Origin of the sequence: Neoroseomonas oryzicola, assembly GCF_012163135.1 — a bacterium.
GTDB lineage: Bacteria > Pseudomonadota > Alphaproteobacteria > Acetobacterales > Acetobacteraceae > Neoroseomonas > Neoroseomonas oryzicola.
Genome location: NZ_JAAVUP010000003.1, coordinates 58,384 through 82,842, shown reverse-complemented (window position 1 = coordinate 82,842; position 24,459 = coordinate 58,384). Strand labels below are relative to the sequence as shown.

Genomic DNA, 24,459 nt, shown 5'->3' with positions numbered 1-24,459 from the left:
TTTGGCACCTGGGAACTGACCGTCGAGGGCGGCGCCAGGTGACGAAAGAAGGGAGGGGGTTCGGGGGAGGTTCCCCTCCCCCGACCTTCAGAACTGCCTGAGCAGCCTGTCGATGTAGTCCAGTTCCGCCGGCGGCCTTTCGCGGTCCGCGCCGCGCCGGCGCAGTTCTTCCTGGATCCGGCGCGTCTTCAGCATTTCGGCCTCGTCCGGCACGCGCGTGTCGGAGGCGTTGTCCTGCCCGCCAGGGGCCTCGCGCGTGCGGCGGCCGAGCGGGTCGCGGCCCTGGCCCTGTTCCTGCGCCTGGTCCTGGCCCTCGCCGCCCTGCTGGCCGCCGGCCATGCCCTCGCCTTCGCCGTCTTCCTCCTCGCCCTCGCCGGCCTGGCCCTGGCCGAACTGGCGCTGCATCTGCTGGGCCATCTGGCGGCCGCCTTCGGTCAGGGCGCGGATGGCGCGCTGCTGGGCGTCGCGGCTGTCGCGGCCTTCGCGCAGGGCCTCGGCGGAATCGCGCATGGCGCGGTCGGCCTCGCCGAGTTGCGGGGGCACGTCGCCGGTCAGATCCCCGAACTGCTGCATGAGCTCGCCGAGGGCGCGGCGCATCGCCCGCTGCACGCGGGCGTCCTGCTGGCTCTGCTGGTTGCGCTGGTCCTGGGCGCGGCTGTCGGCCTGGGGCTGTTGCTGCGGGGGCTGCTGGAAGGGGCGGAAGGACTGGCGGGGCTGCTGGGCGCGCTCGCGCTCGGCCTCGGTGCCGCGCTGGTGGGCGCGGTCGAGCATCTCGGCCTGGCGGCGCACCATGTCCTGCACGGCGCCCATCTGCTGGTTCCCGCGCTGGCGCTGCTGCTGCCGCTGGCGGTCCTCGGCGCGCATGTTGCGGCCTTCCTCGAGGCCACGGAGCATCTCCTCGAGTTCCGCCAATTCGCGCTCGGCGTCCTCGGGGCGGCCTTCGCGCGCGGCCTGTTCCATGCGGCGCGTGCGGCGGTCGAGCTCGCGCTGGTCCATCAGGCGCTGCTGCGGGTCGTAGGGCAGGGCCTCGGCGTTCTCGCGCTGCAGGCGTTCGGCCAGTGCCTCGAGGTGGCGGCGGATCGCCTCGCGCAGTTCCTCGATGCGGCGCTGCAGCTCGGCGCGCTGTTCCTCGCTGCGGTTCTGCGGATCGCGGCGCGCTTCCTCGAGCGCGTCGCGCAGCGCCTGGCGGGCTTCGGCGAGCGCGCGCGCGGTGCGGTCGGTGCGCCCTTCCTCGAGCGCGAGGGCGATGGTCCAGAGGATCTCCTGCACCTCGGCGATGGCGGCGGGGCGGCGGTCGCGCTGCAGGCGGTGCCGCGCGCTGCGCAGCGCGAGGTAGGTGCCGGTGTCGTGCTCGAAGGCCTCGGGGCTCGCGGCGATGCGGTCGAGCTCGCGGCGGGCGGGCTCGCGGCCGGTGGGATCGACGGACAGCGCCTTGCGCAGCGCGATGAGCTGCTGGGAGACCGGATGGGTGAAGGAGCGTTCGGGCAGTTCGAGGAAGGCGCCCTCGCTGCGGCCTTCCTGGCCGGCGTGGTCGCGGGCGACCAGGCGCGCTTCGACTTCCAGCCCGGCCCAGGGATGGGCGGAGAGGTCGGGCTGGGCGGCGCCGCGGGCGCTGCGCGGATTGCCCGAAGGGATGGGCAGGTCGAGCACGACGGGCTCGGCCTCGGGGCGCGGCTTCAGGCGCAGTTCGACGCGCAGGCCGGCGAGGCCCCAATCGTCCTCGGCCCGCCAGGGCAGGCGGATAGCGAGGCCGCGCGTGGCGCGGGCGGGGGGCTGGTCCCAGGCGGCGGTCGGCGGGGCATCGGCGCGGACGGCGAGCGTCCAGGCGGCGACCTCGGTCCCGTCGCGGCGGACGGTGAGGCGGCCGCCCTGTTCGATCGGCACCTCGATGGCGAAGGACCCGCGGTCGAGGCCGCGGAAGGGCGTGGCGGTGCCGTCGAGCAGCAGGTCGGGCGTGCCGCCGGAACCACCGGAGAGCGCGACCTGCAGCCGGCTGCCGGCCGGGGCGGTGACGGCGCCGCCGGCAGGGTCCAGGAACAGCGGCGCGGCGCCGGTATAGGCGGGTGGGGTGATCCAGGCCTCGAGCCGGACGGAGGGCGCGCTCGGCAGGGCGGTGCCGCCGATATGCGGGGTCAGGGCGCGACGCAGGCGTTCGGGGGCCTCGGGGCCCGCGACGACGAGGGCGGCGACGAGGGCGACGGAGAGGCCACCGCGCAGCGCCAGCCGGTCGCGCCGGGCGAGGCCGGGATGCGGGGCCGCGACGCGCAGCCGGGCGAGCCGTTCGGCGGCGCGGCGGCGATGCGCCTCCCACAGCGCGAGGGCGACCGGGTCGTTGCCGGACGGGCGGTCGGCGAGCGTGGCGATGGGCCGGTGGGCAAGGCCGGAATCGCGTTCGAGACGGCGTTCGGCGGCATCGGTGCCGGGCAGGGCAAGGTGCTGCGCGGCACGCCACGCGGTCCAGCCGAGGGCGGCGGCGAAGGCGGCGAGGAGGAGCAGGTGCAGCGGCCAGGGCAGCACCAGCGGCAGGCCGGACAGCGCTACGACGCCGAACAGGCCGATGACGCCGAGCGGCGGCCAGAGCGCCACCCAGGCCGCTTCCCACCAGAGCGCGAGGCGCGCGAGCCGGGTCCGGCGGGCGAGCCGCGTGGAGAGCCGGTCGGGCGCCTGGGGCGTCATGTGGCGAGCCAGCCCGGCACGCGCTGGCCGTGCAGCAATTCCTCGTAGGTCTGGCGTTCGCGCACCACGGCGTAGCGCGTGCCGTCGACCAGGACCTCGGGCGCCAGGGGGCGGGCGTTGTAGGTCGAGGACATCACCGCGCCATAGGCGCCGGCATCGAGGAAGGCGACCGCGTCGCCGGTCGCGAGGTGCGGCAGGAGGCGACCGCGGGCGAAGGTGTCGCCGGTCTCGCAGACCGGGCCGACGACCTCGGCCGCCGAGAGCGGCGAGGCGGCGCGTGCGCCCGAGACCGGGACGATGCCGTGCCAGGCCTCGTACATGGCCGGGCGCACGAGGTCGTTCATGGCGGCGTCGACCACGACGAAGCGATGCGCCGCGCCCTGCTTCTGCAGCACGACCGAGGCGAGCAGCACGCCGGCCGGACCGGCGATCCAGCGGCCGGGTTCGAGCATCACCGGCAGGCCGAGCTCGCCCAGCGTGGCGCGAATGGCGCCGGCGAGCGCTTCGGGGGAGGGTGCGGGTTCGTCGCGGTAGGGGATACCGAGGCCGCCGCCGCAATCGACGCGCTCCACCGGCAGGCCCTGGGCGCGCAGGGCCTTCACCATCTCCGCGAGGCGGGCATAGGCAGCGCGGTAGGCGGCCATGCCGGCGGTGATCTGGCTGCCGATATGGGTCGCGATGCCCATGGGCGCGATGCCGGGCAGGGCCGCCATGTGGGCGTAGATCGCGGGCGCGTCCTCGAAGGCGACGCCGAACTTGTTCTCGCTCTTGCCGGTGGTGATCTTCGCGTGGGTCTTGGCGTCCACGTCGGGGTTCACGCGCAGGGCGACGCGCGCGGTCTTGCCCAGGCCGTCGGCGATGGCGGAGATCATCGCGATCTCCTCCGCGCTTTCGGCGTTGATCTGGAAGATGTCCTGCTCGATGGCGTGGCGGATCTCGGAGGCGGTCTTGCCGACGCCCGAGAAGACGATGGCCGAGGCGGGAATGCCGGCGGCGCGGGCGATGCGGAGCTCGCCCTCGCTGACCACGTCGGCGCCGAGGCCTTCGGCGGCGAGGACCTTCAGCACGGCGAGGTTGTCGTTGCACTTCATGGCGAAGTGCACGGTCGCGGTCAGGCCGGCATTGGTCAGCGCCGACTTCAGCGACCGGGCGCGGCGGCGCAGCGCGCCGGCGGAATAGACCCAGGCCGGCGTGCCGACCTCCTTGGCGATGCGGGCGAGCGGGACCTCCTCCATCACCAGGCCGTCCATGGCGTGGAGGGAGAGGTGGGGGCGAAGGGCCAGCAGCTCCGCGAAGGAGGGGTCGGCGGCGTCGGTCAGGGCAAGGGGGGCGGCCATCCCGCTATTGTCGGGACGGGACGCGGCATCCGCAAGGCGGATCAAGGGCCGGAGCCGCCCCTTGCGTTCCAAAGAAGGTTGAGGGGGGGGCTTGGGGGGGAGAAGTTCCCTTCTCCCCCCGCCTTCACTTCCGCAGCGCCGCCCTGAGCGCGTCGATCACCGCATCCGTCGCCGCCTGGTATCCCGGCCCGTCCAGGTATCCGGGGAAGGTGCCGGTCCGTTCGAGGAAGCCCGTCCAGGCCGGTTCGTTCATCGCCCGGCGGAAGCGGTCGTGCAGTGAGACGTAGATCTCGTCCGGCAGGCCGGCCGGGGCGTTCAGGCCTTTCATGTTCTCGATCACCAGGTCCCAGCCCTGCTCGCGCAGGGTTGGCACCTGCGGCAGGATCGGGATGCGGTCGGCCGAGCAGACCGCCAGCGCACGGATCTCGCCCGACTGCACCATGCCGCCGGTCTCCTCGGGGGCCAGCACCGCGAGGTCCACGGTGCCCGCGAGCAGCGCCTGCAGGGAAGGTGCGCCGCCGCTGAAGGGGACGTGCAGCATCTCGACCCCGGCCTTGTTGGTCAGCAGCACGAAGACCGCGTGGTAGATCGACCCGATGCCGGAGGAGGCGTGCGAGACGGTGCCGGGGGCGCGCTTCGCGGCGTCGATGAACTGGGCGACCGTCTCGTAGCGGCCGCCGCGCTTGGCCACGATCAGCAGGGGCTGGCGGGTCATGCGGATGACGGCGCGGAAGGACCGCTTGGGGTCGTAGGGCAGGTCGCGGAAGGCGGGCAGGGAGGTGCTCTCGGATCCGCCGCCGACCAGCAGGTTCAGCCCGTCCGGCGCCATGCCCGCGACCTGCTGGGCGGCGATCGCGCCGCCGGCGCCGGGGCGGTTCAGGGCGATCAGCGGCACGGGGAAGTGGCGCGCGGCGGCCTCGGCGAGGGCGCGGGCCTGCAGGTCGGTCCCGCCGCCCGGCGGGAAGCCGATGATGAGCTGGACGGGGCGCGCGGGTTCCCAGGCGCGGGCGAGGCCCGGCGCGGCGAGGAGCCCGGAGGCGGCGGCAAGAAGGGCCCGGCGGGGGTTCATGGACGTTGCTCCCTGTTCGTATCGTTGCCGCCGAGGCTAGGACGCCGGCGCGCCGGGGGACAGTCCCGGCCGGCGCGGGGGCCGTCGAACGAACGCTCAGCCTGCGCTTGCCGCCACCTCCCGCGCCGCGCGCCGGCCGCCGAGCAGGGCGCCATGGGCGTAGGAGGGGGCCTCGGTCGTCGCGGCCTCGCCGGCCAGGAAGATGCGGCCCTCGACGGGGCGGCACAGCGCGGCGTGGTCCGCGAGCGAGGCGCCGACCGGCAGGAAGGAATAGGAGCCGCGGGCGAAGACGTCGCGGGACCAGCGGGTGACCCGCGTCGCGGTGGGGTCGGGGACGGCGCTGCCGAACATCCGGCGCAGGACCTCCATCACCAGGGCGACCTGGGCGGGGTCGGGCAGCATCTCGATCCGCTGGGCGGCCGAGCCGCCGACCAGGCCGACCAGCACCGGCCGGCCGAGATGGGGCTGCAGGCTGACGAGTTCGGGCGCGGCGTTGTCGCGCAGGTCCGACAGGCTGCGCAGGTAATGCGCCTCGGGCGGCCAGAAGGGGCGGGGGAAGGCGAGGACGATCTTGTTCAGCAGCCCGTTGCCGATGCGCGCTATCGCGCCTTGGTGGGCGGCGGGCAGCGGCGGGTCGAACTCGACGTCGCCGCGCTTGAGCACGCCGAGCGGCAGGGTGACCACCACCCGGTCGGCGAAGAAGGCCTGGTCGGCGGTGGCGACGACCACGCCGGACCCGGCCAGGCGGATGGCGCGGACGGGGTGGCGCAGCCGGATGTCGAGGCCGCGCGCCAGCAGGTCCGTGATGGCGTTGTAGCCGCGGTCGAGGAGGTGGTTCTCCTCGGGGATCTCGCCTTCCCCGCCGAACCAGCCCTGGGCCGAGACCTCCGCCGCGTCGCCCCCGGCATAGCCGGCGACATAGGCGGCGAGCCAGCGGGAGACCCGGCGGTCGTAGGGGACGGTCCGCGTGATGGGGTCGAGCAGGGGGACGGCCTCGGCCAGCGAGACGTCGGCGGCACCCCGCCAGGCATAGGGGCTGTCATGGGCGATGAGGCGCCCGACGGTGTCGAAGATGGCGGCCGTCTCGGCCTCGGTGAGGCGGCGGCCGTCGGCATCCGCCATGACGGATCGGGCGTCATAGGTCGGCATCCGCCGGATGCCGGCGGCATCGGCGAGCGGGGTGAGGGGATTGCCCTCCGGCCCATGGATCCAGGCGCCGCCGAGGTCGAGCCGAACGCCCTGGAAGTCGACCGTATGCAGGCGGCCGCCGGTGCGGGTCCGGGCCTCGAGCACCGTGACGCGGTGGCCGGAATCCGCCAGCGCCCGGGCGCAGCCGAGCCCGGCGAGGCCCGTGCCGACCACGATGACCTCGAGTGGCCGACCCTGCGCCCGCGCGGGGCCAAGGGGGGATGCCGCGGCGGCGGCGAGCAGGCGGAGCAGGGTGCGGCGGCTGGCGCCCGGCAGCGCGGCCATGCGGTTGTCCTTCCCGGCGATTTTCGGGGAGCCTAGGGAGGCGAGGGCCGCCGGCGCAACGAATGCGGATCACGTCTTGCGCCGCCGCAAGGCGGCCGGCGGCCCGTCTGGGCACAAAGGGTGCGTCGCAGCGTGGATCCGGGACTTGTCCCCAGCCGCGCGGATCAATACATGCGATCGGTCATGAGCCCTGCCCCGCGCAGGGATCCCCAACCACCCCATCCGCGGCGGCGCTCGCCGCCGGTTCAGCACAGGGGGCGGGCACGGTGCCACCTCTCGGGCCGACCCCGCCTGCCGCAGAGGAGAGTATCGGATGAGCAAGGTCATCGGCATCGACCTCGGCACCACCAACTCGTGCGTCGCCATCATGGAAGGCAAGGACGTCCGGGTCATCGAAAACGCCGAGGGTGCCCGTACCACCCCCTCCATGGTCGCCTTCGCCAAGAACGGCGAGCGCCTCGTCGGCCAGTCCGCCAAGCGCCAGGCGGTGACCAACCCGACCGGGACGCTGTTCGCCGTGAAGCGCCTGATCGGCCGTCGCTTCGACGACCCGATGGTGCAGAAGGACATCGGCCTCGCGCCGTTCAAGATCACCAAGGCCGCCAATGGCGACGCCTGGGTGCAGGTCGACGGCACGGACTACGCGCCGCAGCAGATCAGCGCGATGATCCTGACCAAGATGAAGGAGACCGCCGAAGCGTATCTCGGCGAGACCGTCTCCCAGGCCGTCATCACCGTCCCGGCCTACTTCAACGACGCCCAGCGCCAGGCGACCAAGGAAGCCGGCGCGATCGCGGGGCTCGAGGTGCTGCGCATCATCAACGAGCCGACGGCGGCCGCGCTCGCCTACGGCATGGACCAGAAGAAGGGCGGCACCATCGCGGTCTATGACCTCGGCGGCGGCACCTTCGACGTGTCGGTGCTGGAAATCGGCGACGGCGTCTTCGAGGTGAAGTCCACCAACGGCGACACCTTCCTGGGCGGCGAGGATTTCGACCAGCGCATCATCGACTACCTGGCCGACGAGTTCCGCAAGGAGCAGGGCATCGACCTGCGCGGCGACAAGCTGGCGCTGCAGCGCCTGAAGGAAGCGGCCGAGAAGGCGAAGATCGAGCTCTCCTCCTCGAAGGAGACTGAGATCAACCTGCCCTTCATCACCGCCGACGCCTCCGGGCCGAAGCACCTGGTGATGAAGCTGACGCGCGCGAAGCTCGAGGCGCTGGTGGACGACCTGATCACCAAGACGCTCGAGCCCTGCAAGCAGGCGCTGAAGGATGCCGGGCTGACGGCGGGCGAGATCGACGAGGTCATCCTGGTCGGCGGCATGACGCGCATGCCGAAGGTGATCGACGCGGTGAAGGCCTTCTTCGGCAAGGAGCCCGCGCGCAACGTCAACCCGGACGAGGTCGTGGCCATCGGTGCCGCCATCCAGGGCGGCGTGCTGAAGGGCGACGTGAAGGACGTCCTGCTGCTCGACGTGACGCCACTGTCGCTCGGCATCGAGACGCTGGGCGGGGTGTTCACGCGCCTGATCGACCGCAACACCACCATCCCGACCAAGAAGTCGCAGGTCTTCTCCACGGCCGACGACAATCAGACCGCGGTGACCATCAAGGTCTACCAGGGCGAGCGGGAGATGGCGGCCGACAACAAGCAGCTCGGCACCTTCGACCTGACCGGGATCCCGGCGGCGCCGCGCGGCGTGCCGCAGATCGAGGTCACCTTCGACATCGACGCGAACGGCATCGTGTCCGTCAGCGCGAAGGACAAGGCGACCGGCAAGGAGCAGCAGATCAAGATCCAGGCCAAGTCGGGCCTGTCGGACGCCGACATCGAGCGGATGGTCAAGGACGCCGAGGCGAATGCCGAGGCGGACAAGAAGCGCCGCGAGAGCGTCGAGTCGCGCAACCAGCTCGACGCGCTGGTGCATTCGACCGAGCGGACGCTGAAGGACAACGCGGACAAGATCCCGCCGGCCGAGAAGGCCGAGGTCGAATCCGCGCTCGCCGACGCGCGCGCCGCGGTGGAGAAGCAGGACGCCGATCTGGTGGCCAAGGCGAATGACCGCCTGGGCCAGGCCGCGATGAAGATGGGCGAGGCGCTGTACAAGGCGCAGGCCGAGCAGAAGGCGGCCGAGGGTGCTGCCGGCGGTGCCGGCGGCCAGGGCGGTGCGGCCCCCGGCGGCGACAAGGTCGTCGACGCGGAGTTCGAGGAAGTCGACCCGAACAAGCGCAAGCCGTCCTGATCGGGGCAGGCTTCGCCAGCCATGGTTCGCGCCGCCCGGTTCCACCAAGGACCGGGCGGTGCAGCGTTCTGGACGAGTGGGATGACGGGCCGCGGCCCGGCGTCCGGGGGCATCGCTGATGTCTAAGAGGGACTACTACGAGGTCCTTGGCGTCGCCCGCGACGCCAATGAGGACGCCTTGAAGAAGGCCTACCGCAAGCTCGCGATGAAGTACCACCCTGACCGCAACCAGGGTGACGCGGCGGCCGAGGCGAAGTTCAAGGAGCTGAACGAGGCCTATGACGTCCTGAAGGACGGCGAAAAGCGCGCGGCCTATGACCGCTTCGGCCATGCCGCCTTCGAGCAGGGCGGGCCCGGGGGCGGCGGCGGTTTCGGCGGCGGCGGCCCCTTCGGCGGCGCCTTCGAGGATATCTTCGAGGAGATGTTCGGCCGCTTCGGCGGCGGGCGCGGCGCGCGCGGCGGGGCGACCGGCCGCGGGGCGGACCTGCGCACGCAGGTCGAGATCAGCCTCGAGGACGCCTTCGCGGGGACCAAGAGCAACATCCGCATCCCGACCTCCGTCTCCTGCGAGGCGTGCAAGGGCACCGGCGCGGAAGGCGGGTCGTCGACCGGTGCGCAGACCTGCCCGGGCTGCAACGGCCAGGGCAAGGTGCGCGCGCAGCAGGGCTTCTTCCTGATCGAGCGGACCTGCCCGACCTGCGGCGGATCCGGGCGCATCATCAAGAACCCCTGCAAGATCTGCCATGGCGCGGGGCGCGTGCAGCGCGAACGCTCGCTGAACGTGACGATCCCGCCGGGGGTGGAGGACGGCACGCGCATCCGCCTGGCGGGCGAAGGCGAGGCGGGGTTGCGGGGGGCGCCGTCGGGCGACCTGTATGTCGACATCGCGGTGAAGCCGCACCCGATCTTCCAGCGCGACGGGGCGAACATCTTCATCCGCGTGCCGCTGCGGATGACGCAGGCCGCGCTTGGCGGGCATGTCGAGGTGCCGAGCATCGACGGCGGCCGCGCGCGGGTGACGATCCCGACCGGCACCCAGACCGGGGACCAGTTCCGGCTGCGGGGCAAGGGGTTCTCGGTGCTGCGGTCCGCGGCGCGGGGGGACATGTATGTCCAGGTCAGCGTCGAAACGCCGCAGAACCTGACGCCGAAGCAGCGCGAGCTGCTCGAGCAGTTTGAGGCCGAGGCCGGGAGCGGTGGGAAGACGCACCCGGAGAGCGAGGGCTTCTTCGCGAAGGTGAAGGAGTTCTGGGACGGGCTGGGGCGGTGACGCCCGGGGGGAGGGCGCCGCCCTCCCCGCCCTTTGCGCCGCCTAAGCCACCGGCATCGCCCAGTAGTCGTCGATGGTGCCGCGACGGTCCTGCCAGCCTGCCTCGGCGACCGGGGCGCGTTCCAGCCGGGCCTTGTTGAGCTTCACGACATAGCCGCCGAGATTCGTGTCGTAGCGCAGCATGTCCCACGGCAGCGGGTAGTGCTTCGAGCCCAGGCCCATGAAGCCGCCGAAGGACAGCACCGCATAGGCGACGCGCCCCGTGGGCTTGTCGAGCATCACGTCCTCGATGCGGCCGATGTGCTCGCCGTCGAGGGCATAGACCTCGGTGCCGGCGACCTTGCCGCCGGCGATCAGGTGGCCGGTGGTCGGCGCGGTCATGTCCTTGGTGGTCGGGCGCGCATCGCGGCGCGGGTCGATCACGGTCATGGCTGTCCTCCTGTGGTGCCTGGGTGGGGAACGCGCCAGGGCGGCGGGGGTTCCCCGCCCGCGATGACAAGGGCGCGAGCCAGGGCCTTGCCGCGCCCGCGCGGCGCGCGATGATCCGGGCCGACAGAGGGCGCGCGGCGCCGCACGGGAAGGGACCACGCCATGACCATCCGCATCGGCATCGCCGGCATCGCCGGCCGCATGGGTCGGCTGCTCGCCGAGGAGGTGCCGGCCGCCGGCGCCGCCATCGCCGGGGGCACGCTGCGGTCCGGGACGGCGCCGGCCGGCATCCAGGTGCTGCCGGATTTCGGGGCGCTGTGCGGCGCGTCCGACGTCGTCATCGACTTCACCCATGCGAGCAACGCCCGCACCCATGCCGCGACGGCGGCCGAGAGCGGCACGCCGCTGGTGCTGGGATCGTCCGGCCTGTCGCTCGAGGAGGAGGCGGCGGTGGCGGAGGCCGGCCGGCGCGTCGCCATCGTCTATGCGGCCAATTTCGCGCCGGGGGTGAACCTGTTCCTCGCCATCGCCGAGCGCATGGCCGCTGCCCTGCCGCCCGCGCAGTACGACGCCGAGATCGTCGAGATGCATCACCGCCAGAAGGTCGATGCGCCGTCCGGCACCGCGGTGGCGCTGGGGCGCGCGGTGGCGGCAGGGCGGGGCACGACGCTCGAGGCCGCGGGGATCGAATCGGGGCGCGACGGGCATTGCGGGGCGCGCGGGACCGGCACCATCGGCTTCGCGGCGCTGCGCGGCGGCCAGGTGGTGGGCGAGCACACGCTGATCTTCGCCGCGGGGTCGGAGCACATCAGCCTGACGCACAGATCCTTCGACCGGCGGGTCTATGCGACCGGGGCAGTGCGCGCGGCCCTGTGGCTGAAGGGGCGGGCGCCGGGGCTGTACGGCATGAAGGACGTGCTGGGGATGTGAGGCCCGGCCGGGAAGGTCCGGCCTGCCGCGGTCAGGGGCGATGAAGGGCCGGCCCTCGTCAGGCTGGCAGCAGGACGCGGCGCGCCGCTGCGGGCTCGCCGGCCGGGGTCGCGGCGAGGAGGTCCTTGCGGGCTTCGACGATCGCGAGGCCGGAATGGCGGGCTGGCCAGGCCGCCCGGCCGATCGCCTCCCAGGTGCCGCCGGCCCGCAGGAAGGGGCCGTAGGGCGGGGTGTAGAGGGCGGAATCGCGCCGCTCCACATGGAACAGGTGGCGCGTCAGCAGCCGCCCGACCTGGCCCGGCGAATAGGGCTGGCCGTGGCCGAAGGGGGTGTGCTCGGCATGGGCCCAGAGGCCGCGGCGGTTGGGGGCCACCACCAGCAGGCGGCCGTCGTCCTTCAGGACGCGCCAGACCTCCCGCAGCAGGCGCCGGGCGTTCTCCGCCGTCTCGAGCCCATGGACCAGCAGGATCCGGTCGAAGGTGAGGTCGGGGAAGGGCAGGCTTTCCTCCTCCGCCACCAGGGCGGCGGAGGGGCCATCGGCGGGATAGGCGGCGACGCCGAGCTGGGCGGGGGAGAGGGCGATGCAGCGCGCGGCCTCGGCCCGCCAGAGGTCGAGATAGGGCCCGGCATGGCCGATGCCGAGGATCGCCCGCCGCGGCAGGGTGGGCCACATCGCGCGCAGCCGCTGGGCAAGCAGGCGGCCGGCCGCCGCGCCCGCCGGCGATGCGTAGAATTGGCCGAGCCCGTGGACCTCTCCGCCCATGCAGGGGATATAGGGGAGCCCGGGGGCGGATGGGATGCCCCTTCGACATGCCGAGGAGACGCCGCCGCATGCCCCTCAACGTGACCGCCGTGCCGTGTCTTTCCGACAACTATGCCTGGCTGCTGCGCGCCGCGGACGGACGCTGCGCCGTCTGCGACCCCGGCGAGGCGGCGCCGGTGCTCGCGGCGGTGGCGGCGGCGGGCGGCAGGCTCGAGGTCATCCTGCTGACCCACCACCATGGCGACCATGTCGCGGGGGTGGCGGACCTCGTCGCGCAGACCGGGGCGAAGGTGATCGGCGCGGCGGCCGACGCGCACCGCCTGCCGAAGCTGGACGTGGTGGTGGAGCCGGGCCAGGTGATCGAGGTGCTCGGCGTGCCGGTGGAGGTGCTGGCGAGCGACGGGCACACCCGCGGGCACATCGCCTTCCACCTGCCGGACTGCGCCATCCTGCTGTGCGGGGACACGCTGTTCTCCCTGGGCTGCGGGCGGCTGCTGGAGGGCACGGCGGAGGAGATGTTCGCGAGCCTGCAGCGCCTGGCCGCGCTGCCGCCGGAGACGCTGGTCTGCTGCGGCCACGAATACAGCGAGAGCAACGCCCGCTTCGCCCTGACGGTCGAGCCGGAGAACCCCGCACTGCGCGCGCGGGCGGACGAGATCGCGGTGCAGCGCGCGGCGGGCCAGGCGACGGTGCCGACGACGATCGGGCAGGAGCTTTCGGCCAATCCCTTCCTGCGTGCGAAGGATGTCGCGACGCTCGCGCGCATCCGGACCGCGAAGGATAATTTTAGGTAGTTTGACCCTCAGACGCCGGGCGCCGCGCATCCGCGCGGCTTGGCTTCGCCGCGTTGGCGGCGGGCCGCCATCGCGGCCTCGGCCCTTCGGGCCGCAGGGAATTGCTGCGTAGCGCTGTTGGAACCCTCGGAAGGAACGACCAGGCATGAAGCTGCACTATTCGCCCGCCAGCCCCTATGTGCGGAAGGTGATGGCCTGCGCCATCGCGCGCGGCCTCGATGGCCGGATCGAGAAGGTGGACACCAACCCGCATGTCTCGCCGGCCGGGCTGCTGGCGGACAATCCGCTGTCGAAGGTGCCTGCGCTCGTCGCCGACGACGGGACCGCGATCTACGACAGCCCGGTGATCTGCGAATACCTCGACACCATCGGCGATGCGCCGGCGCTGTTCCCGCCGACCGGCACACCGGCGCGGCTCGCCGCGCAGATCATGCATGCGACGGCCGATGGCATCATGGATGCCGCGGTGGCGCGGCGGATGCAGATGGCGCTGCCGCAGGACGATGGCCGCAAGGCCTTCGACGCGCGGCAGAAGGCGGCGATCGACCGCGCGCTCGGCGTGCTCGAGAAGAACCCGCCCAAGGCCCTGACGCATATCGGGGAGATCGCGACGGCCTGCGCGCTCGGCTACCTCGATTTCCGCTTCGGGCAGGAGCCCTGGCGGGAGGCGCATCCGGCGCTCGCGGCCTGGTTCGCCGAAGTGTCGAAGGCCGCACCGGTCGCGCAGACCGTGCCGGTGGGCTGATGCCGCCCGACCTGCGCGATCCGTCGGTCACGGCCGCGCAGGTCATCGCGGCGCTTGGGCTGCAGCCGCACCCCGAGGGCGGGCATTACCGCGAGACCTGGCGCGATGCGCCGGCGGACGGGTCGCGCGGGGCGGGGACGGCGATCTACTTCCTGCTCGCGGCCGATGAGTTCAGCCACTGGCACCGCGTCGACGCGGCCGAGGCCTGGCACTGGTATGCAGGCGGGCCGCTCGCGCTGTCGATGTCGCCGGACGGGCACGATGCGGAGGCGATGCATCTCGGGCCCGACCTGTCGCGGCACCAGCGACCCTTCGCGATCGTGCCGAAGGGATGGTGGCAGAGCGCGGTGTCGCTCGGGCGATGGACGCTGGTGGGATGCACGGTGAGCCCCGCCTTCGACTTCGCGGGGTTCGAGCTGGCGCCGCCGGACTGGCGGCCGCGGCCGCGGCGGGGCGGCTGATCGCCGGCCCCGCCGTGACGCCTACCAGGTGCCGGTATTGGGCATCGAGGCCCAGGGTTCGGCCGGCGCGAGGCGCCCGCCCTCCTGGAGCAGTTCGATCGAGATGCCGTCCGGTGTCTTCACGAAGGCCATGTGCCCGTCGCGCGGCGGCCTGTTGATCGTCACGCCGGCGTCCATCAGGCGCTGGCACGTCTCGTAGATGTTCCCGACCCGGTAGGCGAGGTGCCCGAAGTTGCGCCCGCCTGTGTAGGACTCGGGCGCGCTGCCGTCCTCGGGCGGCCAGTTCCACGTCAGTTCCACCTCGGCGGAGGCGTGGCCGGCTTCGTCGATGTCCCCGGGCGCTGCGAGGAAGATCAGCGTGAAGCGCCCGGCGGCGTTGTCGATCCGCCGCGTCTCGCGCAGGCCCATCAGTTCGAGGAAGCGGATCGTGGCCGCCGGATCGGCGACGCGGATCATGGTGTGCAGGTAGCGCATCACGCGGCCTCCACCGACAGGGCTTCCATCACCAGGGCGGCGACCGGCGCCGCCGAGGCCGGGTTCTGTCCGGTCACCAGGTTGCCGTCGCGCAGCGCGAAGGGCTGGAAGTCCGCAGCGCCCTGATGCCGCGCGCCGAGGTCGCGCAGCCGCGTCTCGAGCAGGAAGGGGACTGCGTGGTCGAGGCCGACGGCGCGTTCCTCGCTGTCCGTGAAGGCCGCGACGCGGCGGCCGGCCACGAAGGGCGTGCCGTCGGGCTTGCGCGCCGCGACGAGGCCGGCGGGCCCGTGGCAGACGGCGGCGACGACCTTGCCGTCGCGGTCGAAGCGCTCGACCAGGCGCGCCAGGGCGTCGTTCCCGGGGTAGTCGAACATCGTGCCGTGGCCGCCGGGCAGGAACACCGCGTCGAAGCCCGCCGGGTCGATGCTGGTGAACACGGGGCTGTTCGCGACCGCGTCGCGCAGCGCGGCGTCGCGCAGGTAGCGCTCGACCGAGCTGTCGTTCTCCCCGGCCGGCTTCACGCTGCGCGGATCCACCGGGATGGCGCCGCCGGCGATCGAGGCAAGGGTGACCTCGGCCCCGGCGTCGCGGAAGGCGTAGTAGGGGGTGGTCAGCTCCTCCAGCCAGACGCCGGTCGGTTCGTCCGCGGCGCCCATGGTGGCGGCGGAGGTGCTGATCATCAGGATCTTCGGATGGCGTGCCATGTCATGGCCTCCTTGTCGTCGTGGCGCGGAGATAGGGCCGCGCGGCCATCGGCACAGCAAAGAGGAAGAGACCATAACCATAAAAGTTCTTATGGTATGGGCATGTCGCTCCTGCATCTCCGGACCTTCATCGAGGTCTATCGCCAGCGGTCCCTGACCGGCGCGGCGCGGGCGCTGGGCCTGACGCAGCCTGCGGTGTCCCAGCAGATCGCCTCGCTCGAGGCGCAGCTCGGCCGCCCGCTATTCGAGCGCCATGCGCGCGGCGTGCGTCCGACGACGATCGCCGAAGATCTCGCGGCCAGCCTCGGCCAGACGCTCGATGCCGCGGAGGCCGCGCTGGCCGCGGTCCGCGCGCGGTCCATGCGCCTGTCGGGCACGGTGCACATCGCCGCGCCGTCAGACTTCCTCTCGGAATTCGTGGCCGGCCGGCTGAAGCCCCTGGTCGAGGCGGGGCTCGACCTGCGCCTGCATATCGGCGGCAAGGAGGCGCTGTACGCGATGCTGCTCGACGACCGGGTGCACCTCGCGTTGACGGCGTCGCGGCCGGAGGACAGGCGGCTGGCGCACAAGCAGATCGGCCTGGAGCGGCTGATCGCGGTCGCGGCGCCGACGGTCGCGCAGGCCGTCGCGGCGCGGTCCTCCCTGGACGAGGGCATCAAGGCGGTGCCCTACCTGGCCTATGACCTCGACCGGCCGCTCATCCGGACCTGGCTGGAGGCCAACGGCCTTGGCCCGCCGGACCGGCAGCCGGCGGTGACGGCGCCGGACCTGCGGGCGATCCGCACGATGCTTGAGGCAGGCCTCGGATGGTCGGTGATGCCCGATTACCTGGTGATCGCGGCGATCCGGGCGGGAGCGTTGATGGAAATCCGCGCCCCGGTCGTCACGCCGGAGAACGCCTTCTACCTGGTCTGGGCGCGGTCGGCGTTGCGCCATCCCCGCGTGGCCTTCGCGCGCGATGCGCTGCTGTCCGCGATCGGCGCCGCGCCGGCGTGAGCAGCCGCGCCGGCGGGCCGGAAGGCGGGGGAGGGTCTCCTCCCCCGCGCTTCATCACCGCATCGGCAGCGCGTAGAGCAGCCCGCCCTGCGTGTGCAGCCGGTTCGGCCCGCGCGGCAGTGCGACCGGCGTGTTCTCGCCCATCGTGCGTTCGTACAGCTCGCCGTAGTTTCCGATGGCGCGGATCGCGTTGTAGGCCCAGAGCGGGTCGAGCTTGATCGACTGGCCCAGTTCCGGCGTCACGCCGAGCAGGCGGCGCGTGTTCGGGTTGGCGGCGGTGCGGCGCATCTCCTCGGCGTTCGCCTGGGTGACGCCCTGTTCCTCGGCCTCGATGATCGCGGTCGTGTACCAGCGGACGATGTCGTACCAGTTGTCGTCGCCGCGGCGGACATAAGCGCCGTAGGGCTCCTTGCTGAAGCGTTCCGGCAGGATGGTCCATTCGCGCGGGTTGGGCATGGAGGAGCGCACGCCGGCGAGCTGCGAGGCATCGGTGCCGAAGCTGTCGCAGCGCCCGGCGACGAGGGCGGCCTGGGCCTGGTCCGTGCGCTCGAACACCACGGGCTGGAAGGGCACGTTGACCGAGCGGAAGTAGTCCGCCGTCACCTGTTCGTTCGTGGTGCCCTGGATCAGGCAGATGGTCGCACCCGCCATGTCGCGCACGCGCTGCACGCCGGCATTGGCGCGCACCATGAAGCCGTGGCCGTCGTAGAAGTAGGTGGTGACGTGGCGCAGGCCGAGCGTCGTGTCGCGCAGCATGGTCTGCGTCGAGGTGCGGAACAGCACGTCGACCTCGCCCGACCCGAGCGCGGTGAAGCGCGTCGAGGAGGAGAGCGGGATGAAGCGGACCTTGGCCGGATCGTTGAAGATGGCGGCGGCGAGGCCGCGACACATGTCGGCGTCGAGGCCCTGCCACACGCCGCGGCTGTCGGGCAGCGCGAAGCCGGCGACGCCGGTGCCGATGCCGCAGTTGAGCGATCCGCGCGCGCGGATGGCGTCGAGCGTCGGGCTCGGGATGGTGTTCTGCTGCGCCTGAACGGTGGCGCTGAAACCCGCGCACAGCACCAGCGCGGCGGCCATAAGGCCCCGGTACATCATGGCTCTCGCCTCTCCTGTTGAAGTCTCCCGCACGCATCGTCGGCGGCGGGTGCGCGGCGTGTCAACCAGGGATGGTCAGGGGCGCAGGCGGATGCGTTCGAAGGCGGCTTCCATCCGGGCGGTGAAGGCGGCGGTGTCGCCGATGCCGCGCGGCCAGGCTTCGCCCGCGAGGGCCGCGCGGGCGCGGGCGTGCAGCGCCGGGTCGGTCGCATGGGCGACGGCGCGCGCGACATAGCCGTCGAGGCTGGTGGCGATGCCCTCGGTCAGGCCGACGGCGGTGAGCAGGCTCGCGGCCATGCGGGAGGCGAAGGAGCGGCCCGCCAGCGTCACGATCGGCAGGCCCAAACGCAGCGCATCCGAGGCGACCGTGCCAGCATTGTAGGGGAAGGTGTCGAGGAAGAGGTCGGCGAGGCCGAGCCGTGCCAGGTAGCGCGCGGGATCGCAGCGGGTGGCGAAATGCAGGCGATCGGGCGCGACGCCGGCTTCGGAGGCGTGCCGGCGGAGATTGGCGATGCCGGTGGCGTTGTCCTCGGTCAGCCAGAGGATGGCGTTCGGGACGCGGCGCAGGATCTCGGTCCAGGCGCCGAAGACCGCGGGGGTGATCTTGTAGAAGTTGTTGAAGCAGCAGAGCAGGAAGGCGTCTGCGGGCAGGCCTTCCTCGGCGCGCGAGGTCGCGGGCAGGTCGGGCGTGCGGCTGTCATTCGCCTGGTAGAGGCCGTCGAGCGGCAGCGGGCGTGGGGCGTAGTGGTCCTGCTGGTCGGGTGGCACGACGATGCCGTCGCAGATCATCCAGTCGAGTTCCGGCAGCGGCACGGGGCCGACATAGCCGAGATAGGTCGCCTGCACCGGCGCCGGCTTCCAGCGCAGCGCGCCGAGCCGCGCGCCGTGGGTGAGGCCGTTGAGGTCGACCAGGATGTCGATCTCGTCGGCGCGGATCCGCCGCGCGGCGGCTTCGTCCGGCAGGTGGCCGACAGGGACATGATGGTCGAGGGCGGCGAGGATGCGGCGGCGGATCGGGCTGCCGTCCTCGGGCGTCGAGCAGTAGCCGAAGACCTCGAAGCGCGTGCGGTCGTGGCGTTCGAGCAGCTCGACGATGAGGAAGCCCATCGCGTGGCGGCAGAAGTCGGAGGAGAGGTAGCCGATGCGGATGCGGTCATGCGCGTAGCCGCGCGGCGGGGCGAGGCGCTGCGGCGCCGGCGGCACCTTGCGCGCGATCCAGGCTTCCCCGATGCGGCGCTGCAGCGCGGGGTCGTCGGTCAGCGCCAGCGCGCCGAGCGGGCCGCCCTTCAGCGCCAGCGCATCCGCGTCGAGGCCGGGGATGCCGTCCGCCTGCAGGGGCCAGATGCAGCCCTTCTGGCGCAGATGCGACCAGTGCTGGATGACGTCGGGCTGGTCGGCGCGGAGGAGGAGGCTCGCGCGCAGGGCTTGCTCGGCCTCGGCGTAGCGCTTCTGGGTTTCGAGCAGGCGGCCGCGGTGGTTGAGCAGCGGGATGCGGGCTTCGTCCGGCTGCAACGCGGCGTCCCAGGTGGCGAGCGCCTCGGCCTGGCGGCCTTCGGCTTCGAGGGCGAGGCCGAGATTGACCGAGGCCTGGTAGAGATCGGGCTTGAGCGCGAGGGCGTGGCGATACGCGACCATCGCGCTTGGCCGGTCGCCCGATTGCAGCAGCAGGACGCCGAGGTTGAACCAGGCGGCGAAGCGCTGCGGTGAGGCCGGGTTGGCGCCGAGCCAGGCGCGGTAGGCGGCGATGCCCTCGGCGGGGCGGGCGGTGTCGAGGGTCGGCAGCAGCGCCTCGAGCGGCTGGCCGGGCTGGGCGGCATCGAGGGGGGCCATGGTCAGGCAGCCCCCGCATCGGGGTGGTGGCGCCGGTCGGGCGGCAGCGGCGCATAGGCGTGGCGTCGCGCCAGCGCGTCGCGCCAGCGCGCGTCGTGGGCGGGGTCGAAGCCGGTCTCCGTCGCCTCGTGGTCGAGGGCGGCGCCGAGCGCCAGGCAGACGTCGAGATTCGCGAGGTCGGGGACCGGCAGGCAGCCGGCGGCGAAGTCGTCCCACATGGCGTGGAACAGCGCTTCGAGGTCGCGGACCAGGCGCGGCGTGTCGAACAGCAGCGAGGTGGCGCGGCCCGAGAGCAGCCTTTCGCGCGCCGGCGCCAGCGCGGCGCCGTCGCGGCCGAGGGCGATGGCGCGGGCGACGTAGTCCGCCGGCGTGTCCACGACGAAGTCCGGCAGGCCGGCGGCGTGGACGAGGCTCGCGCAGACGCGCGCGGCGAAGGAGCGGCCCGGCACGGTCAGCACCGGCACGCCCATCCAGAGCGCGTCGGAGGCCGTGGTGTGCGCGCCATAGGGCAGCGTGTCGAGGAAGAGGTCGGCGAGCGGATAGCGCGCGAGGTGGTCGCGCACCGGGACGATGGGCGCGAAGACCAGGCGTTCCGGCGCGATGCCGGCATCGGCGGCGGCGGCGCGCAGGCGGGCTTCCACCTCCTCGCAGGATTTCAGCAGCCACAGCACGCTGCCGGGGACACCGCGCAGGATCGCCATCCAGCGGGCGAAGACGAAGGGCGTGATCTTCTGCGTGCCGTTGAAGGAGCAGAAGACGGTCGCATCCTCCGGCAGGCCGTGGTCGGCGCGCCTGGGCGCCTGGTCCGCGCCGGTGGGGCGCGCGCGGTCGTTGGGCTGGTAGCAGGCGAGGCGCAGAACCTTCTCGGAACAGAAGCGCTCGGCGTCCGGTGGGACGATGTGCGGATCGGCGATGATGTAGTGGTGCACCGGGCTGCCCATGCTGCCGGGATAGCCGAGCCAGTTGACGATGACCGGCGCGGGGCGGCGCAGCAGCAGCCGCGTGCGCGCGCCGCGGGTGTGGCCGTTCACGTCCACCAGGATGTCGATGCCGTCGGCGAGGATCAGCGCTTCCGCCGCGTCGTCGTCGAGGGCGGCGATGTCGCGCCAATGCTCGACCGAGGCGCGGATGCGGGCCTTGGTCGCGTCCTCCTGCGGGACGCCGCAGTAATAGGCGAAGACCTCGATCGCGTCGCGGTCGTGCAGGGCGAACATCCCGGCCATCAGGGAGCCGACGGCGTGGTCGCGCAGGTCGGAGGAAAGGTAGGCGACGCGCAGGCGCCGCGCGGGGCGTTCGGCGATGCGATGGGCGAAGTCGGCCCCGGTGCGGAAGCGGTCGGGCCAGCCATGGTCCTCGCGGAGATGGGCATGGGCGACGGCGAGCTGCATCGCCGGGTCGTCCGAGAGGCAGGCGATGGACAGCGGCGCGATGCGCCGCAGCAGCGCCGCGCGGTCGAGGCCCGCGACCGGCTGCAGCACCGGCCAGCGGCACTGGCGCTGGCGCAGGCTGACCAGGTGCTGGATCACGTCGCGCTGGGTGGGCGCGAGCTCGGCCACCTGGCGCAGGGCGTCCTCGGCTTCCGCGAGGCGGCGGGAGGATTCCAGCACCTGGGCCATCTGCTTCAGCGCCGCCGTCTTGGTCGCGAGGCTGTCGCCGTTGACGGCGGCGAGGCTGGCGGAGACGTGCGACCACTGGCTGAAGGCCTGTGCCCGCGCGCCGAGCCGTTCATAGGCGGCGCCGAGATTCACATAGGGCGGCAGGAAATCCGGCCGATGGGCGATGGCGGCGGCGAAGGCCTCGATCGCGCCATGCAGGTCGTCGAGACCGGCGAGCAGCACGCCGCGGTTGAAGTGCACGGCGTGCAGCAGCCGGTCGTCGGGGTTGAGCGCGGCCCAGTCGCGGTAGAGCTCGGCGGCGAGCGCCGGCTGGCCGGAGGCCGCGAGCGCCTGGGCGCTCCCGACGAGGTCTGCGATGCCCATCCTGGTCATGCGCGTGTCCCGTTGCGTTGGGCGCGGCCGGCGACCGGCCGCGCGGTCAGATGAAGAGCGCGTTGACCTGCGCGTCGGTCATGGCGCCGATCTGGGTGGTGGTGAAGCCGGCGGTCTGGGTGCCGGTCAGTGCCGCGATGTCCGAGGTTTCCAGTGCGCCGATCTGGGTGGTGGTGAAGGCGGCGATCTGCGTCGTGGTCAGCCCGGCCACCTGCGCGGTGGTGAGCGCGGCGACGGAGGTGGTGGACAGCGCCTCGATCTGCGTCGTCGTCAGCGCGCCGAGCTGGCTGGAGGCGAGGCCGGCCTGCTGCGTCGTGGCGATCGCCGCGATGGCGGTGGTGCTGAGGGCCGTCACCTGCGCCGAGGTCAGCCCGGCCAGCTGCGTCGAGGTGAGACCGCCGAACTGCGTGGTGTCGAGCACGGCGATGTCGGTGGTCTCGAGCCCGCGGATCTGGGTCGAGGTCAGCGCGCCGAGCTGCGTCGTGGTCAGCGCGCCGACCTGGGTGGTGGACAGCGCCGCGATCTGCGTCGTGGTCAGGCCGCGGACCTGCGTGGTGCCGAGGCCGCCGAGCTGGGTGGTCGAGAGCGTGTCGATCTGCGTCGTCGTCAGCCCCGTCACCTGGGTGGAGGTGAGGGCGGCGAGCTGCGTCGTGGTCAGCGCGCCGAGCTGGGTCGTGGTGAGCGCGCCGATCTGGCCGGTGGCGAGGCCGCCGATCTGCGTCGTGGACAGCACCTCGAGGTCCGTCGTCTCGAGCGCGCGGATCTGGGTGGTGGACAGGGCGCCGACATTGGTACGCGTCAACGCGCCGACCTGGGTCGTGCTGAGGGCGGCGAGGTCGGTCGTCTCGATCCCCGCGACCTGGGTGGTGGTGAGCGCCGCGACCTGGGTCGTGGTCAGGGCCTCGACCTGGGTGGTGGACAGGGCCGCGACCTGCGCCGAGGTCAGGCCGCGGAACTGTGTGGTGCCGAGGCCACCCACCTGCGTCGTGGTCAGCGCGCCGATCTGGGTGGTGGACAACGCGCCGACCTGGGTCGAGCCGAAGGCGGCGAGCTGCGTGGTGGACAGCGCCTCGACCTGGGTGGTGGTCAGCGCGGCCATCTGGGTGGTGGTCAGCGCGCGCAGCTGCGTCGTGGTCAGCACGCCGAGGTCTGTGGTCTCGATCGCCTGGACCTGGGTCGTGGTCAGCGCGGCGATCTGCGTGCTGGCCAGGCCCTGCGCCTGGGTGGTGGTGAGGTTGGCGATGTCGGTGGCGTCGAGGCCGCGCATCTGCGCGGTGGAGAGCGCGCCGACCTGCGTCGCGGCCAGCGCGCCGAGCTGCGTCGTGGTGAGCGCGGCAACCTGGCCGGAGGAGAGGCCGGCGATCTGCGTCGCGGCGAGGCCGGCGACCTGGGTGGTGGTCAGCGCCTCGACCTGCGTGGTGGTCAGGGCCGACAGCTGCGTCGCGACCAGGCCGCGCAGCTGCGTGGTGGTGAGCGTCGCGAGGTCCGTCGTCTCGATGGCGCGCAGCTGCGTGGTGCCGAGGGCGCCGAGCTGGCTGCTCGACAGCACGCCGACCTGGGTGGTGGTCAGGGCGGCAATGTCGGCGGTGTCGAAGCCAGCGGCCTGGGTGGGGGTCAGCGCGGCGACCTGGGTGGTGGTCAACGCGCCGACCTGGGTCGTGGTGAGGGCGCCGAGCTGGGTCGGCAGCAGGCCGCGGATCTGGGTGGTGGAGAGGGTTTCGAGGTCGGTGGTCTCGATGGCCGCGACCTGGGTGGTGGACAGGCCGCCGAGCTGGGTCGCGCGGAGTCCGGCGACCTGGGTGGTGGACAGCGCGGCGATGTCGGTGGTGTCGAAGGCGCGGAGCTGTGCGGTGCTGAGCGCGCCGATCTGGGTCGCGTTCAGGGCGCCGACCTGCGTGGTGGTCAGCGCACCGACCTGGGTGGTGGTCAGCGCCGCGACCTGCGTCGTGGTGAGTGCGTCGACCTGGGTGGTGGTGAGCGCCCCGAGCTGGGTGGTGGTGAGCGCGGCGAGGGCGGAAGCGCCCAGCGCGCGGATCTGGGTGGTGGAGAGGACCTCGAGGTCGGTCGTCTCGATGCCGCGAAGCTGGGCGGTGGTCAGCGCGCCGATCTGGGTCGCGGTGAAGGCGCCCCATTGGGTGGTGTCGAGTGCGGCGAGGTCGGCCGATTCCAGCGCGACGACCTGGCGGGTGGCGAGGCTCGCGAGCTGCGTGGTCGTCAGCGCGGCCACCTGCGTGGTCGTCAGCGCCGCGACCTGGGAGCTCGTCAGGCCCTGGATCTGCGTGGTGGAGAAGGTGGCGAGGTCGGTGGTCTCGAGCGCGGCGACCTGGGTGGTGGACAGGCCGGTGATCTGGCCGGAGCGCAGGCCGGCGGCCTGGGTGGTGGTGAGGTTGGCGATGTCGGTCGCGTCGAAGCCGCGCAGCTGCGCGGTGGTCAGGGCGCCGACCTGGGTCGAGCTCAACGCGCCGAGCTGCGTGGTGTCGAGCGCGCCGACCTGGGTCGAGGTGAAGCCGACGATCTGCGTCGAGGTCAGGGCGTCGATCTGGGTGGTGGTGAGCGCTTCGACCTGCGTGGTGGTCAGGGTCGAGAGCTGCGTCGCCGCGAGGGCGCGGAGCTGGGTGGTGGACAGCGTGGCGAGGTCGGTCGTCTCGAGCGCGCGGAGCTGGGCGGAGGAGAAGGCAGCGAGCTGCGTGGCGGACAGGGCGCCAACCTGTGTCGTGGTCAGCGCGGCGATGTCGGTGGTCTCGATTCCCGCGACCTGGGTCGCCGTCAGCGCGCCGACCTGCGTCGTGGTCAGCGCGCCCACCTGCGTCGTCGTCAGCGCGCCGAGCTGCGTCGGCAGCAGGCCGCGGATCTGGGTCGTGCTCAGCACGCCGAGGTCGGTGGTCTCGAGCGCGGCGATCTGCGTCGGCAGCAGGGCGGCGAGCTGCGTCGCGCTCAGCACCCCGACCTGGGTGGTGGTCAGCGCCTCGACCTGCGTCGTCGCGAGGCTCTGGATGTCCGATGCGGTGAGCCCGGCGATGGTGGTGGTGGTCAGCCCCTGGATCTGCGTCGTCGTCAGGGAGGAGAGGAGGCTCATCGCACGCTCCAAGCCGGGTTTTCGTCCAAAGCGGACGACGGCGCCTTCCGGGGGGTCGGGGGAAAACGACGTCGACGTCCTGCGCCGGCTTCCTGCCGGCACCG

The 24,459-nt window shown here is 72.8% G+C and carries 19 protein-coding genes; 7 read left to right on the top strand and 12 right to left on the bottom strand.

Annotated features, from left to right (window positions below):
• Positions 1-87: 87 nt before the first annotated feature.
• The 4 genes from GWK15_RS11895 to GWK15_RS11880 all read right to left on the bottom strand — a co-directional run bounded on the left by GWK15_RS11895 (position 88) and on the right by GWK15_RS11880 (position 6,555).
• The gene (locus tag GWK15_RS11895) at positions 88-2,676 is read right to left on the bottom strand and encodes a TIGR02302 family protein (RefSeq protein ID WP_168041554.1); all 2,589 of its coding nucleotides are present in this window, start codon (positions 2,674-2,676) and stop codon (positions 88-90) included.
• Positions 2,673-4,013, bottom strand: a complete 1,341-nt coding sequence (gene lysA, locus GWK15_RS11890; RefSeq protein ID WP_168041553.1) for a diaminopimelate decarboxylase — start codon at positions 4,011-4,013, stop codon at positions 2,673-2,675. The genes GWK15_RS11895 and lysA overlap by 4 nt, the downstream gene beginning before the upstream one ends.
• Before the next feature lie 124 nt (positions 4,014-4,137).
• Positions 4,138-5,082: a tripartite tricarboxylate transporter substrate binding protein gene (locus GWK15_RS11885; RefSeq protein ID WP_168041552.1), complete on the bottom strand. Its 945-nt coding sequence runs from the start codon at positions 5,080-5,082 to the stop codon at positions 4,138-4,140.
• 96 nt (positions 5,083-5,178) lie between these two features.
• Positions 5,179-6,555 carry a flavin monoamine oxidase family protein gene (locus GWK15_RS11880; protein WP_168041551.1) on the bottom strand — a complete coding sequence of 459 codons (1,377 nt, stop codon included), beginning with the start codon at positions 6,553-6,555 and terminating at the stop codon, positions 5,179-5,181.
• A 313-nt stretch (positions 6,556-6,868) separates the two neighbouring features.
• On the opposite strand from GWK15_RS11880, the gene dnaK reads away from it, so the two are divergent.
• Together dnaK and dnaJ are read left to right on the top strand one after the other, a co-directional pair.
• Positions 6,869-8,800, top strand: coding sequence for a molecular chaperone DnaK (gene dnaK, locus GWK15_RS11875; RefSeq protein ID WP_168041550.1), 1,932 nt, complete (start codon positions 6,869-6,871; stop codon positions 8,798-8,800).
• Positions 8,801-8,915: 115 nt separating this feature from the next.
• The gene (dnaJ, locus tag GWK15_RS11870) at positions 8,916-10,070 is read left to right on the top strand and encodes a molecular chaperone DnaJ (protein WP_456306866.1); all 1,155 of its coding nucleotides are present in this window, start codon (positions 8,916-8,918) and stop codon (positions 10,068-10,070) included.
• Between the two features lie 42 nt (positions 10,071-10,112).
• On the opposite strand, the gene GWK15_RS11865 is transcribed toward dnaJ, so the two are convergent.
• Positions 10,113-10,499 carry a PRC-barrel domain-containing protein gene (locus tag GWK15_RS11865; protein WP_209442172.1) on the bottom strand — a complete coding sequence of 129 codons (387 nt, stop codon included), beginning with the start codon at positions 10,497-10,499 and terminating at the stop codon, positions 10,113-10,115.
• A gap of 162 nt (positions 10,500-10,661) precedes the next feature.
• Between GWK15_RS11865 and dapB the strand changes: the two genes are divergently transcribed.
• Positions 10,662-11,429: a 4-hydroxy-tetrahydrodipicolinate reductase gene (gene dapB, locus GWK15_RS11860; protein ID WP_168041548.1), complete on the top strand. Its 768-nt coding sequence runs from the start codon at positions 10,662-10,664 to the stop codon at positions 11,427-11,429.
• Positions 11,430-11,487: 58 nt separating this feature from the next.
• On the opposite strand, the gene GWK15_RS11855 is transcribed toward dapB, so the two are convergent.
• Complete coding sequence (locus tag GWK15_RS11855; protein WP_168041547.1) at positions 11,488-12,192, bottom strand: class I SAM-dependent methyltransferase; 705 nt, start codon at positions 12,190-12,192, stop codon at positions 11,488-11,490.
• Positions 12,193-12,260: 68 nt separating this feature from the next.
• Here GWK15_RS11855 and gloB point away from each other — a divergent pair, with 68 nt between their 5' ends.
• The 3 genes from gloB (at position 12,261) to GWK15_RS11840 (ending at position 14,192) form a co-directional block, all read left to right on the top strand.
• The gene (gene gloB, locus GWK15_RS11850; protein ID WP_168041546.1) at positions 12,261-12,986 is read left to right on the top strand and encodes a hydroxyacylglutathione hydrolase; all 726 of its coding nucleotides are present in this window, start codon (positions 12,261-12,263) and stop codon (positions 12,984-12,986) included.
• A gap of 145 nt (positions 12,987-13,131) precedes the next feature.
• Positions 13,132-13,731, top strand: coding sequence for a glutathione S-transferase N-terminal domain-containing protein (locus GWK15_RS11845; protein ID WP_168041545.1), 600 nt, complete (start codon positions 13,132-13,134; stop codon positions 13,729-13,731).
• Positions 13,731-14,192 carry a cupin domain-containing protein gene (locus GWK15_RS11840; RefSeq protein WP_168041544.1) on the top strand — a complete coding sequence of 154 codons (462 nt, stop codon included), beginning with the start codon at positions 13,731-13,733 and terminating at the stop codon, positions 14,190-14,192. The genes GWK15_RS11845 and GWK15_RS11840 overlap by 1 nt, the downstream gene beginning before the upstream one ends.
• Before the next feature lie 21 nt (positions 14,193-14,213).
• Here the strand turns inward: GWK15_RS11840 and GWK15_RS11835 are convergent, their stop codons facing one another.
• The gene (locus GWK15_RS11835; protein ID WP_209442197.1) at positions 14,214-14,666 is read right to left on the bottom strand and encodes a VOC family protein; all 453 of its coding nucleotides are present in this window, start codon (positions 14,664-14,666) and stop codon (positions 14,214-14,216) included.
• Positions 14,666-15,370: a type 1 glutamine amidotransferase domain-containing protein gene (locus GWK15_RS11830; protein WP_168041542.1), complete on the bottom strand. Its 705-nt coding sequence runs from the start codon at positions 15,368-15,370 to the stop codon at positions 14,666-14,668. The genes GWK15_RS11835 and GWK15_RS11830 overlap by 1 nt, the downstream gene beginning before the upstream one ends.
• 102 nt (positions 15,371-15,472) lie before the next feature.
• Between GWK15_RS11830 and GWK15_RS11825 the strand changes: the two genes are divergently transcribed.
• Positions 15,473-16,366, top strand: a complete 894-nt coding sequence (locus tag GWK15_RS11825; protein WP_168041541.1) for a LysR family transcriptional regulator — start codon at positions 15,473-15,475, stop codon at positions 16,364-16,366.
• 54 nt (positions 16,367-16,420) lie between these two features.
• Here GWK15_RS11825 and GWK15_RS11820 read toward each other — a convergent pair whose 3' ends face one another.
• From GWK15_RS11820 to GWK15_RS26315, 4 genes are all read right to left on the bottom strand, one after another.
• A complete protein-coding gene (locus tag GWK15_RS11820; protein WP_245211618.1) occupies positions 16,421-17,461 on the bottom strand; it encodes an amino acid ABC transporter substrate-binding protein in 1,041 nt (346 codons plus the stop codon).
• Positions 17,462-17,536: 75 nt separating this feature from the next.
• Positions 17,537-19,291 carry an O-linked N-acetylglucosamine transferase, SPINDLY family protein gene (locus tag GWK15_RS11815; protein ID WP_168041540.1) on the bottom strand — a complete coding sequence of 585 codons (1,755 nt, stop codon included), beginning with the start codon at positions 19,289-19,291 and terminating at the stop codon, positions 17,537-17,539.
• Between the two features lie 2 nt (positions 19,292-19,293).
• Complete coding sequence (locus tag GWK15_RS11810; RefSeq protein WP_245211617.1) at positions 19,294-21,279, bottom strand: O-linked N-acetylglucosamine transferase, SPINDLY family protein; 1,986 nt, start codon at positions 21,277-21,279, stop codon at positions 19,294-19,296.
• Positions 21,280-21,325: 46 nt separating this feature from the next.
• Positions 21,326-24,355, bottom strand: a complete 3,030-nt coding sequence (locus GWK15_RS26315) for a beta strand repeat-containing protein (RefSeq protein WP_168041539.1) — start codon at positions 24,353-24,355, stop codon at positions 21,326-21,328.
• Positions 24,356-24,459 lie beyond the last annotated feature (104 nt).

Bases quoted from the DNA above. Each gene is read 5' to 3' on its own strand.
- GWK15_RS11895 (WP_168041554.1), bottom strand. From the start codon at position 2,676: ATGACGCCCCAGGCGCCCGACCGGCTCTCCACGCGGCTCGCCCGCCGG.
- lysA (WP_168041553.1), bottom strand. From the start codon at position 4,013: ATGGCCGCCCCCCTTGCCCTGACCGACGCCGCCGACCCCTCCTTCGCG.
- GWK15_RS11885 (WP_168041552.1), bottom strand. From the start codon at position 5,082: ATGAACCCCCGCCGGGCCCTTCTTGCCGCCGCCTCCGGGCTCCTCGCC.
- GWK15_RS11880 (WP_168041551.1), bottom strand. From the start codon at position 6,555: ATGGCCGCGCTGCCGGGCGCCAGCCGCCGCACCCTGCTCCGCCTGCTC.
- dnaK (WP_168041550.1), top strand. From the start codon at position 6,869: ATGAGCAAGGTCATCGGCATCGACCTCGGCACCACCAACTCGTGCGTC.
- GWK15_RS11865 (WP_209442172.1), bottom strand. From the start codon at position 10,499: ATGACCGTGATCGACCCGCGCCGCGATGCGCGCCCGACCACCAAGGAC.
- dapB (WP_168041548.1), top strand. From the start codon at position 10,662: ATGACCATCCGCATCGGCATCGCCGGCATCGCCGGCCGCATGGGTCGG.
- GWK15_RS11855 (WP_168041547.1), bottom strand. From the start codon at position 12,192: ATGGGCGGAGAGGTCCACGGGCTCGGCCAATTCTACGCATCGCCGGCG.
- gloB (WP_168041546.1), top strand. From the start codon at position 12,261: ATGCCCCTCAACGTGACCGCCGTGCCGTGTCTTTCCGACAACTATGCC.
- GWK15_RS11845 (WP_168041545.1), top strand. From the start codon at position 13,132: ATGAAGCTGCACTATTCGCCCGCCAGCCCCTATGTGCGGAAGGTGATG.
- GWK15_RS11840 (WP_168041544.1), top strand. From the start codon at position 13,731: ATGCCGCCCGACCTGCGCGATCCGTCGGTCACGGCCGCGCAGGTCATC.
- GWK15_RS11835 (WP_209442197.1), bottom strand. From the start codon at position 14,666: ATGCGCTACCTGCACACCATGATCCGCGTCGCCGATCCGGCGGCCACG.
- GWK15_RS11830 (WP_168041542.1), bottom strand. From the start codon at position 15,370: ATGGCACGCCATCCGAAGATCCTGATGATCAGCACCTCCGCCGCCACC.
- GWK15_RS11825 (WP_168041541.1), top strand. From the start codon at position 15,473: ATGTCGCTCCTGCATCTCCGGACCTTCATCGAGGTCTATCGCCAGCGG.
- GWK15_RS11820 (WP_245211618.1), bottom strand. From the start codon at position 17,461: ATGATGTACCGGGGCCTTATGGCCGCCGCGCTGGTGCTGTGCGCGGGT.
- GWK15_RS11815 (WP_168041540.1), bottom strand. From the start codon at position 19,291: ATGGCCCCCCTCGATGCCGCCCAGCCCGGCCAGCCGCTCGAGGCGCTG.
- GWK15_RS11810 (WP_245211617.1), bottom strand. From the start codon at position 21,279: ATGACCAGGATGGGCATCGCAGACCTCGTCGGGAGCGCCCAGGCGCTC.
- GWK15_RS26315 (WP_168041539.1), bottom strand. From the start codon at position 24,355: ATGAGCCTCCTCTCCTCCCTGACGACGACGCAGATCCAGGGGCTGACC.